General features: G+C 54.3%; 11 protein-coding genes. 5 read left to right on the forward strand and 6 right to left on the reverse strand.

Features of this window, described 5'->3' with window-relative positions; translation table 11 throughout:
• The first annotated feature begins 123 nt into the window (after positions 1-123).
• The 5 genes from A0W33_RS04690 (at position 124) to A0W33_RS04710 (ending at position 5,687) form a co-directional block, all read left to right on the forward strand.
• The gene (locus A0W33_RS04690; RefSeq protein ID WP_068837089.1) at positions 124-963 is read left to right on the forward strand and encodes a CvfB family protein; all 840 of its coding nucleotides are present in this window, start codon (positions 124-126) and stop codon (positions 961-963) included.
• A gap of 94 nt (positions 964-1,057) precedes the next feature.
• Positions 1,058-3,586 (forward strand): DUF5916 domain-containing protein, encoded by a 2,529-nt coding sequence (locus tag A0W33_RS04695; RefSeq protein WP_068837090.1) that lies wholly within the window; start codon positions 1,058-1,060, stop codon positions 3,584-3,586.
• A gap of 12 nt (positions 3,587-3,598) precedes the next feature.
• Positions 3,599-4,270: an oxidoreductase gene (locus A0W33_RS04700; protein ID WP_068837091.1), complete on the forward strand. Its 672-nt coding sequence runs from the start codon at positions 3,599-3,601 to the stop codon at positions 4,268-4,270.
• A gap of 39 nt (positions 4,271-4,309) precedes the next feature.
• A complete protein-coding gene (locus A0W33_RS04705) occupies positions 4,310-5,095 on the forward strand; it encodes an SAM-dependent methyltransferase (RefSeq protein ID WP_068837092.1) in 786 nt (261 codons plus the stop codon).
• A gap of 100 nt (positions 5,096-5,195) precedes the next feature.
• Positions 5,196-5,687, forward strand: coding sequence for a hypothetical protein (locus A0W33_RS04710; protein ID WP_068837093.1), 492 nt, complete (start codon positions 5,196-5,198; stop codon positions 5,685-5,687).
• Positions 5,688-5,798: 111 nt separating this feature from the next.
• On the opposite strand, the gene A0W33_RS04715 is transcribed toward A0W33_RS04710, so the two are convergent.
• The 6 genes from A0W33_RS04715 to A0W33_RS04740 all read right to left on the reverse strand — a co-directional run bounded on the left by A0W33_RS04715 (position 5,799) and on the right by A0W33_RS04740 (position 12,519).
• Entirely contained in the window at positions 5,799-6,431 is a 633-nt protein-coding gene (locus A0W33_RS04715; protein ID WP_068837094.1) for a hypothetical protein, read from the reverse strand.
• A gap of 261 nt (positions 6,432-6,692) precedes the next feature.
• Positions 6,693-7,664 (reverse strand): DUF4249 domain-containing protein, encoded by a 972-nt coding sequence (locus tag A0W33_RS04720; protein ID WP_068837095.1) that lies wholly within the window; start codon positions 7,662-7,664, stop codon positions 6,693-6,695.
• A gap of 2 nt (positions 7,665-7,666) precedes the next feature.
• On the reverse strand, positions 7,667-10,036 hold the full coding sequence (locus A0W33_RS04725; protein ID WP_068837096.1) for a TonB-dependent receptor: 2,370 nt from the start codon (positions 10,034-10,036) through the stop codon (positions 7,667-7,669).
• A gap of 145 nt (positions 10,037-10,181) precedes the next feature.
• Positions 10,182-11,123: a succinylglutamate desuccinylase/aspartoacylase family protein gene (locus A0W33_RS04730; RefSeq protein WP_068837097.1), complete on the reverse strand. Its 942-nt coding sequence runs from the start codon at positions 11,121-11,123 to the stop codon at positions 10,182-10,184.
• A gap of 1 nt (position 11,124) precedes the next feature.
• Positions 11,125-12,027 carry a 30S ribosomal protein S6--L-glutamate ligase gene (gene rimK, locus A0W33_RS04735; protein WP_068837098.1) on the reverse strand — a complete coding sequence of 301 codons (903 nt, stop codon included), beginning with the start codon at positions 12,025-12,027 and terminating at the stop codon, positions 11,125-11,127.
• 9 nt (positions 12,028-12,036) lie between these two features.
• Positions 12,037-12,519 (reverse strand): ATP-dependent zinc protease family protein, encoded by a 483-nt coding sequence (locus tag A0W33_RS04740; protein WP_068837099.1) that lies wholly within the window; start codon positions 12,517-12,519, stop codon positions 12,037-12,039.
• Positions 12,520-12,609 lie beyond the last annotated feature (90 nt).

Genomic DNA, 12,609 nt, shown 5'->3' on the forward strand with positions numbered 1-12,609 from the left:
TCTATACTTGCTACTCCCTTTTCGCTTAATCTAACACGGTGCCTTTCAGGGTCGCTGTCTTTTTAGTAGATTTGTAGAGGCGCGGCGCAGCTGCCCCTTTATACCTCAAAAGCACATCAGAAAATGGTTGATCTTGGCAATTTTAACGAGTTGGAAATAGCACGTGAAGTAGACTTCGGCGTTTACTTTACCTCAGAAGACGGAGACATTCTAATGCCGGGCAAGTACGTGCCTGAGGGTGCGAAACCTGGCGACTGGCTGCGCGTGTTCGTGTACCGCGATTCCGAGGACCGCATTATTGCCACCACCCTGGAGCCCTACGCCACCGTGGGAGAGTTTGCCTGCCTTACCTGCACCGACGAAACGCCCTTCGGCGCTTTCCTGGATTGGGGCCTGGAAAAGGATTTGCTCGTGCCGCTCCACAACCAGAAAAACAAGATGCAGGTGGGCAAGAAATACTGCGTGTACCTGTACGTGGATGAGACGACCGACCGTGTGGTGGCCACTTCCAAACTGGGAAAATATCTGCAGAACGATGACATCCAGCTGAACGAAGGCGACGAGGTGCAGCTACTCATTGCCAATCCGACCGAAATCGGCATCAAAGTCATCATCAACAACGCCTATGTAGGCATCCTGTACAAAAACGAAGTGTTCCGCGACCTGCGCATGGGCGACAAAACCACGGGTTACATCAAGGCTATCCGCCCGGATAATAAAATAGACGTGACGCTGCGCAAACCGGGCGCTACCCTGGTGGGCGAGAAAGACGAGGCGGCCGACAGAATTCTGCGCCTGCTCGAGCAAGGCAGCGGCTGGATGCCGATTTCGGACAGCAGCTCGCCAGAGGACATTTACCAGACGCTGGCCATGAGCAAGAAAACGTTTAAGCGCGCCATCGGCAGCCTGTACAAGGCAGGTAAAATTGATATTCAGCCCGACAGCATCCGCCTGAAAAAGTAAAAACACGCCACCCGCAACTCCGCTACTAACACAACCCGTATCCCCAATCTTACCTTAAAATTTACCGCCGTCCTGCCGTAGGCGGCCATTAAGCATGTTTACCAGAATTTTACCTTTTATACTTCTTCTGAGCTTATTCACCGGGAGTGCCAACGCCTCCGGAAACGATGACCCTACAGCAGAAAAGAACAAGCGAAATAAAACCACCAAGGCTGTACGCACTCAGGCCCCCCCCGTGCTGGATGGGCACCTGGAGCCGGAGGTGTGGGCGCAGGTAGTGCCCGCCACGAATTTTGTGCGGTATGACCCGCACAACGGCAAGCCCTCTTCGCAGGAAACGGAGGTGTACATGCTCTACGACAACGACGCCATATACATCGGTGCCATCCTGCACGACACGGCACCCGACTCGGTACTCACCCAACTCGGCCAGCGCGACTCAGGTGAGAACAACTCTGATATGTTTGGCGTGTACCTCGATACCTACAACGACAAGCAAAACGCGTTTGCCTTCCTGGTGTCGGCGGCTGGGGTGCAGACAGACATCAAGCACTCTCAGGGACGGGAGGACTGGAACTGGGATGCCGTTTGGAAAAGCAGCGTACGCACCCATGAGCGCGGCTGGACGGTGGAGATGCGCATTCCGTACGGCGCTATCCGCTTCCCGAAGGCAGACGTGCAGACCTGGGGCATCAACTACATGCGCATCATTCGCCGCACCCGCGAAAAATCGTTCTGGAGCCACGTAGACAATTCGGTGGATGGACTCATCAACCAGGAGGGCCGCGCCATCGGCATTGATGGCATTGAGTCGCCGGTGCGGCTGCAGTTTATGCCTTACGTGTCGGGCTACATCAACCACTACTCAGGCAGAGACGAAGGCAACAAACAGAAAGATTTTACGAAGTCGATTAACGGCGGCATGGACGTGAAGTATGGCATCAACGATGCCTTTACGCTGGACGTTACGCTGATCCCGGACTTCGGGCAGACGCAATCCGACAACCAGGTGCTGAACCTGAGCCCCTTTGAGGTGAAGTACAGCGAGAACCGCCAGTTTTTTACAGAAGGCACGGAACTGTTCAACAAGGCCGGCCTCTTCTATTCCCGCCGCATCGGGGCAAGGCCGGTGGGGTACAGCGCCGTGGACGACCAGCTAGTTGACCAGGAAATGATTATCCGGAACCCAAGCCTGACACAGCTGCTGAATGCCGCAAAAGTATCGGGCAGGACGCGCCGTGGCCTGGGCATTGGCTTGTTCAACGCCTTTACCGGCAACTCCTACGCCACCGTACAGGACTCGGTAACCGGTGCCACACGTGAGATCCTGACAGATCCGTTATCGAACTACAACGTGTTTGTGCTCGACCAGACGCTGCCGCGCAACTCCTACATCACCTTTACCAACACCAATGTGACGCGCACCAGCGGTTTTTACGATGCCAACGTAACCGGCCTGCGCATGCGTTTTGCCGATAAGCGCAATCTCTTTGCCCTGACCACCGGCGGAAACCTAAGCCAGCTGTACGGCAAAGAGGTGGACGGGGACCCACTGACAAACGACGGTGCCACGCTGGGCCACCAGTACTTCGTTAACCTGAGCAAGATCAGCGGCAACCTGCAGTACGGCTTCGACCACAACGTGGAATCCGACACGTACGACATCAACGACCTGGGCTTTATCGGCAACAACAACGAGATGAACACCAGCGCCAGGGTGAGCTATAACTTTTACCAGCCGGTCTGGAAGTTTCTCTCGTGGCGCAACAACTTCAGCATACACCACAGCAGGCTCTACCAGCCAGGTGCGTTTACCAGCCTCAGCTTTAACGCCGGCACCAACGTGCGCTTCCGCAACTTCACCAGCGCCTATATGAACGCCAGCGTTCGCCCCGGCGAGCAGTACGACTATTTCGAGGCGCGCACCTTTCCGCAGGTGTTCGTGCGCCCGGCCGCCTATAGCTCCAACGTGGGCATCAGCACCGACTACCGCAGGCGCGTCGCCCTCGATGCCTCCACCGGCTTCTGGCGATCTGGGCAGTACGACCAAAATAGCTGGTGGCTGAACTTCTCACCGCGCTTCCGCGTGAACGATAAGCTGTCCATCATCAACGGCAACAACTTTGAGAAGGAGGTCCGCAACATCGGCTTTGCCAGGAAGTATACCGACGAGGCAAGTCAGCGGCACATCCTGTTCGGCGACCGCACCATCACCACCGTAAGCACCACCATCAGCAGCGCCTATATTTTCAACGAGCGATCGGGCCTTACGCTAAACATGCGCCACTACTGGTCGAGAGCGGCTTATCAGGACTTCTTTGAGCTGACGAAGCAGGGCCTGCTGCAACAGCTGACGCAGGAGCAACAGCCTTATACTTCTAACATCGCCGACATTAACTACAACACCTTTACCATGGACTTGGTGTACAGCTGGCGCTTTGCCCCCGGCAGCGAACTGCGGGTGGTGTGGAAAAACTTTATCGAGGACAGGGGCAGTCAGATTCAGAACCGCTACTTCGAAAACGTGTCCAGCACCTTTGCTGTGCCGCAGAACAATAATTTCTCCGTTAAACTGCTCTACTTTATAGACTACATTTCGCTTAAAAACGTACTTGCTGCATAAGCCAAATCACCTATGCAAAAAGTACGAACTGCACTCATAGCCGGAGCCAGTGGCCTGGTGGGCGGGCACCTGCTACGCCTGCTTCTCACCAGCGAACGCTATAGCCAGGTTATTTCCATCGGGCGCCACGACCTGCCCCTGATACACCCAAAGCTGGAACAGCAGGTAGTCGATTTCGAGAACATCAAGAGCTACGCTGCCACCCTGGCCGTAGACGATGTTTTCTGCTGCCTCGGCACTACCATTAAGAAAGCAGGCTCCAAAGAGATATTCTATAAAGTAGACCACAACTATGTAGTGCAGTTGGCCCAAAGCACAGCCAAAAAAGGTGCCGCCCAGTTTTTGGTGGTTTCTGCGATGGGCGCAGACAGCGGTTCGCTTGTTTTCTACAACAAGGTGAAGGGCGAAATGGAGCGCGACGTGCAGCAGCAGCCGTTCAATGCAGTGCACATATTCAGGCCTTCGCTGCTGCTCGGTGAGCGCGAGGAGCAACGCACCGGCGAGGAATTTGCCTCCAAGGTAATGACGCCGCTGAGCAAGCTGATGATCGGGCCGCTGGAGAAGTATAAGCCTATCGAGGCCGAGACGGTGGCCAACGCCATGCTCGCTGCCGCCACGCTGGAGAAGCCCGGCGTTAACATTTACCCATCCGATAAAATAGCGGACTTAGGCAAGGCGCACTAGCCGCTGTTACCATACAAGCCGCTCATTCTGTTTATACTTATGGCAGCAAAAGCACTCCAGCACGTTTTCCCGAAGGCCCTGCACTACGACCCAGAGTGGGTGCGCAAGCATTCGATGGGCGAGAACGTGCTCTTTAACCTGGAAAGCCTCACCAAATCACTTGACCTGAAACCAGGCATGCGCGTGCTGGATTTGGGCTGCGGCAAGGCTATCAGCTCTATCTTTCTGGCCAAAGAATTTGGCGTTACGGTGTATGCCGTGGATGAGGCCGTTTCGGCCAGCGAAAATTACCAGCGCATCTGCAGCGAAGGCTGCGCCGATAAGGTGATCCCGCTGGAGGCTGACGCCCGTGCCCTGCCCTTTGCGGAGGAGTTTTTTGATGTGGTGATTGTGGTGGATTCCTATACTTACTTTGGGACCGACGAAAAGTACCTGCCCTACATTGCCCGCTTCCTTAAGCCTGATGGGTGCATTGCCATTGTGGATGTGTGCTTTACCCGGGAGGTGGAATCGCTGGAGGAGGTGCCTGATTTCCTGCGCAACGATTACCAGCGTTACTGGTACTTTATACATACTATTGCCTGGTGGCGCAAGCTTTGGGAGAAAACAGGACTGGTGCACATAACCGCTGCCGAGGAGCTGGCCGAGGCCGACCTGGTGCGCAAGCACTATATTGAGGATTTTGAGGAGAAAGGCAAGCCTGACCCCTTTGCCAAAGCGCTGCAGCACGACCACCAGGGTTTTATCTCATTCTTTAAACTGATAGGTCGGCGCACCAAGAAATCGGCCTACCTGCAGGACTACAAACAAAAGCGTAAAAAGTAAGGGCGCATATAAAATTTTAGTAGCATACATCGTTATAACTTGTAATTTCGCGGCTGCAGCAGCAACCGTTGCCGCACTATCATAAATTCAATTAGCTACGATGAAAACCTTTACAAAACTTACTATTGCGCTTGCAATTATCCTATTATCGGCCATAGGTGCACAGGCCCAAAGCGGTTACACAACCGGCATCGGCCTTCGCGGCGGCATTGCCTCCGGCCTTACCGTGAAACACTTTATTAAGAGCGATGCAGCCATCGAAGGCATCCTGAGCACAGGCTTTAAGTATAGGGGTACGGTGCTTACCGTGCTGTACGAGAAGCACGCCCAGGCATTTAGTGTTAGCGGACTGCAGTGGTACTACGGTATAGGTGGCCACGTAGGCTTCTGGAACGGCCACGACTATTACGATCGCCACCACAAGCATTACGGCGATGATGTGGTAGCCCTGGGGGTAGACGGTATACTTGGCCTGGAATACTACATCCGCGACATACCCTTTACCATTGGTGCCGATGTGAAGCCATACTTTAACATTCCACGCGGCGGCGGCTACTGGGATTCGGCCCTACACGTGCGGTACGTATTCTAGGAAATCACCCGAACTAGCATTATACTTAAAACCAGAAGCGCCTGCTATACTTTAGCAGGCGCTTCTGGTTTTAAGCATGGTTGGCACACCGCCTGTCTTAAAGTAAAGCGGCTACTCTACCACCTGCACAATAAACTCCTCCTTCGAATCCATCCTGTCTGTGTTCAGCCCGCCCCGCGATATGGCAGGAATAGACAAAAACACATCCTTGTTACTGTCAGCTACATTAAACGTGTAGTAGATTCTTGAGTAAGCACCCTCTGTAATGCAGTTAGAAAAGTAGTTCTGGTCGTGCAGGACCAGGGAGTAAATGCCGGGTTTGAGCAGGACGATCCCTACCCTGAAGTCGTAGTCCGGCTGGTTGCAGGCGTAAGTGAAAAACAAATATTCTGGGTGCTTCTGAACAGGGTCAGCGTAGATGGCCTCAAAGAACGGTCCTGTTTCTCCCTGATACCTTTTATAGAGTTTGTTGAAGCTTAGTTTCAGCGGCAGCGCTACAGAATCTATCTCAACGCGTTGAGAAATCTTTTCATCGTAAAGGAACCTGTCAGTTATATTTGTGTCGATCCAGATGGTATCGCCCACGGCATAGGCTTTTTTGTACGGATAAAGGTCTACTTTTTCGCGGATGATGTGCGTGTAGTCCGGCTCAGCATACTCTCCGCATTGCCAACTCATCGCGAAGAGGGAGAAAACAGCCAGCACCAGGTACCGGTACGCTCGCGTGTGCTTAGGCTTTTCCATACTTTGTTCTTAAAATTTTATGAAAGGTAACAAACTGTATGCATTCGCAATACCTTACTTTCAGCGCGTTATATAGAAAAGAAATTCCCCGACACCCTTACCGAACAGGAATATGAAATAACCCGCCCCCAAGAGCAGGAGAATCTTCATGTAGCGGTTTCGCAGCCAAAGCTGCAGGAGTTTTCCGAGTGTCTCTTTTTTAAAGTTTTGCATGATCATTTTCATGGTCCTTCGTTTCTGTTATACTTTACAAGTATACTTTTATTCTTGCAGTTCCACCACCACCCGCGTAATGGACATGCCGCTGAGCACTCCGTAGCCGTTCTTCACGTTGCTGTACACGTTGCTGTACTCGGCAAAGGGATTGCCCTCTGTGTTGTTCTGCGCCTGCAGGGTTTTCTGGAAAAGGTATTCCTCTTTTGTCACCTGTGTCACCTGCACCTCCAGGTACTTCACCGGAATCTCCTTTCCCGTGCCCTTCTCAAAACCGTAGCTGAAGACGCGTATGTCGCTTGAAAAGCTGATGATGCCGGATGTATAAAACTCATCGCTGAAAAGGCTGTTAAGCTCCACTTCTTCCGTATTTCCCAGCTCAATGTCGGTGTCTGGATCGATGGAGTAGGCTGTGGAACCTGTGGCTTGGTAGGCACTATCGAGGGCGTACACCCGTACCCGGTAAAAGTTTTTCTCGTCCGCCTTATCCTGAATCGTCAGGCGCAGCGTTCCCTCAATCTCCAAACCGTAACCTAAATCCCCGGCCTCGCGCTCATCAAAGCTTACCGCTGTAACAACAGGGAGCGCGGGAACCGAAGTAGTGGCCTCAATGGGTTCAAAACCCGGGGCCTCTGCCCGCATGGTGTAGGTCTCGCCAGCAAGGGGCTGGAAACCGCTTACCGGCATGTACACACCCCACAGGCTGCGATAGCCTTCTATCATAACGCCCTTGTGCGCATACTCCTCCACCACCTGCCCCGCCGCATTATAAAGCCGCACAGTCGCATTATCCACGCCCTGCAGGTTATCGCTTTCCAGAATGCCCTGGCTCATGCCAATGTATACTTTGTCCTCGTCGTAAAAACCGGCGGGCCTCTGGCCGGAGTTGTCCAGGATGGCGCGCAGGGTAAGTTTGGGCTGATGCGGCGGAATATCCACCTCCTGCACCATCTCGCATCCCAGCAGGCACAGGCACAGCAGGAAAGAAATTACTTGGCTTGTATACTTGTTCGCTCCCATACTTAGAACTTAAAGCTTTTGGTGAAAGAAGGGATGATTGGGAAGAGCGCCACTTGCTTAAAGGCTCCCTTTTCGCCATCCTTGCCTCCTTCAAAGTACATAAAAAACGGGTTTTGGCGGCTGTAGGCGTTATACAGGCCAAAGGTATTCACCACCTGCCCCCAATCTTTTTCCTTCGTTTTGCTGAAGGCCACATCCAGGCGGTGGTAGGCGCGCATGCGGTAGCCGTTGCGTGCGCCGTAATTATCCACCACCTCATACTCCCCCACCAGGTACCGCGACTCCGACAGCGTAACCGAGTTGCCCGTACCGTAAACCCAGGTGCCCGACACGTTCCAGTTGCGCGGCAGTTGGTGAAAGATCACCATCGAGACGTCGTGGCGGCGGTCGTAACGGTAAGGGAATTTCCGGCCGGAGTTGAGCTCTGCGAACTGCCGGTTAGACCAGGCCAAAGTATAACCGATCCAGCCGCTGGTTCTGCCCACTTTCCGCTGCAGGAAGAACTCCGCCCCGTAGGCCCAGCCTTCGCCTGCCGTTACTTTGGTTTCCCAGTTGTTGCTCACGGTAGAGGTGAAATCAGAACCCTCCTTGTACTCGATAATGCCGTTCATCGTCTTGTAATAGCCTTCCACACTCACTTCATACTTGCCATCCAGAATGGTTTGCGCGGCGCCGATGGCTACCTGACTTGCCCGCTGCGGCTTTATCTGCTTTGTGGCCGGCACCCACAAATCGGTAGGCAAGCCAATGCCAGAGTTGGTGAGCAGGTGAATGAACTGGCTTGTGCTGGCGTAGGAGGCTTTCAACGCCAGTTTGTCGCTGAGCAGGTAGCGGGCCGACACGCGTGGCTCCAGCGAAGTATAAACTTCCCCCTCTACAAAGAAACCCGTAAAGCGCGCGCCCACATTCACCTTAAGTTTATCGGTAAGCCGCACGTCGTCCTCCACGTACACCGAGGCTTCGTTGCCCACGGTGCTGGAGCCCTCCTCCAGCTCATTGCGCACCTCCCCGTCGTCCACGTCCTTCATCTGCAAAGCGCCCGGCCGGAACTGGTGCGTGATGGCCTGCGCCCCGAAGCGCACGTAGTGGTTGGGGTTGGGCAGATAGTCAAAATCAGTTTTGATGCTGTAGTCGCGGATGTTGGACAAGTATAGCAGGGCATACTTGCTGCTGCTGGCAGGCTCGCCCGGCGGGTTGCGCTCCGACTCGCTCTCCACTCCCACATCAAACTGGTAGCGGCTGTAGGTGGCGGTGGTGTTAAGGAACAGGCGGTTGGTGAGAATGCGGTTCCAGCGCAGGCTAAGTGTATTGTTGCCCCAATCGAGGCCGGCCCTGTCTTCGCTGTGGTAGTTGTTCTCAGGCTCATCGTTCTCAAAGCGCGAGTAGAATTTGTCCATGCCCGTGTAAAAGCTCAGGTATAGCCGGTCGTTGGGGGTGACGTGGTAGTTCAGCTTGGCGTTGAGATCATGGAAGAAATAGCCGACAACACCCTCCTCCTTCTTCATGAAAGGCCGCGCGAGCAAATCAATATACGTGCGGCGGCCGGAGACGATAAACGAAGCCACATCCTTCTTGATAGGCCCTTCCAGCGTTAGCTTGGAGGCAATAAGCCCGATAGAGCCTTCGCCCTGAAATTCGTTCATATTGCCCTCTTTCATGCTGATGTCGAGTACCGAGGACAGCCTGCCGCCGTAGCGCGCAGGGAAGCCACCTTTCACCAGCTCCACATGGTTCAGGGCATCGGCGTTGAACACAGAGAAAAAACCGAAAAGATGCGTGGCATTGTATACCGGGGCACCATCCAGCAAAATCAGGTTCTGGTCGGGGCCGCCGCCGCGCACGTACAGCCCGCTGGCTCCCTCCGAACCCGACTGCACCCCGGGCAGCAGTTGCAGTGCTTTCACCACGTCCACCTCGCCCAGCAGCGCAGGCACCGCCTTCAACTGCTCTATCGGCACAGAGATCGTGCTCATGCGCGTGGTTTCCTCGATTTCCTCCTGCCGCGAGCCCACTACTTCCACGGTTGTCAGGCTGCTGGAGCTTTCTGTTAAGGCAAAAGTATAGGACAAGTCTTTTGTGAGCAGCAGGGGCAGTGTTTTGCGGTCGTAGCCTACGTAAGAAGCTGTCAGGGAAACGGAGTCCTGGGCGGGAAGCGAGAGGCTGTAGAAGCCGTAGTTGTTGGTAGAGGTGCCCAGGCCGGAACGCACATCGTACACCGCCGCCCCTATCAGGTTCTCGTCGGTACTGGCGTCGCGCACATACCCGCTGATGGTATGGCGCTGTTGTGCAGCCGAGGTAGCTACACTGCACAGCCACAACAGGCACAGCAGCAACAGCCGGGCACTACAAAAGAAAGCACAGGCTTTGTTCATCTAACGGAATAGATTGAATAACAATGATTTGCTACTACAATATACTCCTTACGGGGCTAGTGCTGCAAGAAAATAGGACTATATTTTTATTTGTATAGATAAGTATAGCACGGGGGTTAACCCCTCGGCTCCCCCCGTGCTATACTTAGAAAATGATGTGCAGCAGCGCGTCGCCCTGGTTCACGACCGGCATGTTGTTAAGGCCGATCACGTAGCCTGCCGCCGGGGCATTCAGCCGTACTTCCATCTCCCCATAGGGGTCGGTGATGCTGCCGATGAGCTGGTTCTTTTTCACGTATTCGCCCAGCTTAATCTGGCTGCGCCACAGGCCTGCGTTTTTAGCGCGCAGCCAGATGTCCCTCATGCACACTACCGGCTGCTCAGTAACAGGTGGGCAGGATGCCATCATGCCCAGGTGGTGCAGTACGCGGCAGGTGCCCTCAATACCTATGCTGATGCCTTTTTCATCAAACCGCAAACTCTCCCCGGTCTCGTACACAAGTATAGACTTGCCTATTTTGGAGGCTTCCTTGCGCAGCGAGCCCTGCCGGAAAGGTGTGTTCATGATAAAAGGCGGGGCGAAGGCCTGCGCCAGTTCGCGGTTGGTGTTGTAGTCGAGCACACAGCGGATCTGCGGGTAATTGCTGCGGCTGGAGCCCCCGGTATGGAAGTCAAGGCCATAGTCCACGTACGGCATCACCTCCTTCATAAAGCGGTGCGCCACGCGGCTGGCCAGTGAGCCGTCGCGGTTACCCGGAAAGCTGCGGTTCACGTCCTTGCCATCCGGCACCTCCCGCGAAAAATTCAGGAAGCCGTAGATGTTGAGCACTGGCACGGCAATGATAGTGCCCTTGAGCGGGTACAGCATTTTCTTGGCCAGCATGCGCCGCACAATCTCAATGCCGTTCACCTCGTCGCCGTGCATGCCAGCCATCAGCAGCACCACCGGCCCATCGTGCACCGACCTGAAAACATAAACGGGGATCTCGATAACCGTGCCGCTGGGCAACTTGCTGACAACTAGCTTGGTGAGCACCTTTTCGCCCCGGTCGATGCTCCTCCCGTTAATTTCAATCGTTTCTGGCATGCTATTCCTTTACACGCGACTTCGGGCGCTTTTCAGCCAGCCCTTCCACGTACTCAATTATTTTTCCTGCGATGTTCTTTTGTGTGGCTTTCTCGATTCCCTCCAGCCCCGGCGAGGAATTCACCTCCAGAATCAGCGGGCCACGCTTCGATTGCAGCATGTCTACGCCGGCAATGCCCAGGCCCAGTGATTTGGCGGCCAGCAAGGCGGCGGCCTTCTCCTGGCGCGAGAGTTTGATCAGTTCGGCTTTGCCCCCGCGGTGCAGGTTAGAGCGGAACTCCCCTTCCTTGCCCTGGCGCTTCATAGCGCCCACTACCTCGCCATTCACAATAAAGGCACGGATATCGGCACCACCGGCCTCGGAGATAAACTCCTGCACAATAATACGCGCCTTCAGGTTATGGAACGCCTCAATCACCGACTCAGCGGCTTTGCGCGTTTCGGCCAGCACTACGCCCAGCCCCTGTGTGCCTTCCAGCAGTTTAATCACCAACGGCGCTCCGCCTACCTCTTTCACCAGGCCTGATGTTTCTTTGGAGTAGTTCGTAAAGGCTGTTTTCGGCATGCCCAATCCGGCGCGGCTTAGGATCTGGAGCGAGCGCAGTTTGTCGCGGGAACGTACGATGGCCTGCGAGTCTACGGCGCTTTTCACCTTCATCATCTCAAACTGGCGCACCACGGCCGTACCGTAAAAGGTAACTGAGGCACCGATGCGCGGAATAACGGCATCAACATCCGTCAGTCGCTCGCCTTTGTACAGGATGTGCGGGTCGCCCTGCTCTATCACCAGGTCGCAACGCAGGTGGTCGAGCACAATGGCCTGGTGCCCCCGCTGTTCTGCCGCTTCCACCAGGCGACGGGTGGAGTATAGGCGTGGATTGCGGGAGAGTATAGCAATTTTCATAAATGCTTCTTATTTCTGTTTCTGTTTGATCTTATACTTGTGCGCCAGGTTTTTCCTGGATACATCAACCACAAAGCGGCCCTGCAGGAGTCTGCGGCCCAGCAATACGGGGTACTTCATGTCGCTGCGGTCTGAGAGCGAGAACTCCTCTTCCAACACCTCATCGAACAGTTTTATCTTAGTACGGATAACGTAGCGTTCCTGCTTCTCCCCGATAGAGCTTTTAATTTCGCGCAACTCATACTCGCTGAAGTTCAGTTTGCGGTGGTTGTACTGCGGGTGCGAAGGGTCCAGCAGATCCAGGCAAATCACCTTGGTACCGTCCGGCCTTACCTCCTCGTGTATGTCTGAGCAGTGAATGGCCGACGTGTAGGCACCCGTATCTACCTTCGCCTCAATTCCCTCCAGGTCCAGGTCCGGGAAAGACACCAGTTCGCGCCGCCCTATCAGCAGTTTTTCTGGCTTTGGTTGGATGCTCTTTTTTTCTTTCATCGGCAGCTCAAAACAATTATGAATTAGAAATGATGAATTATGAATGGGTTTAAATCAACCTATACTTCATGCTAGTTCAAAATTTCTAAT

This window comes from Pontibacter akesuensis, assembly GCF_001611675.1.
In the GTDB taxonomy this organism is placed as follows: Bacteria; Bacteroidota; Bacteroidia; order Cytophagales; family Hymenobacteraceae; genus Pontibacter; species Pontibacter akesuensis.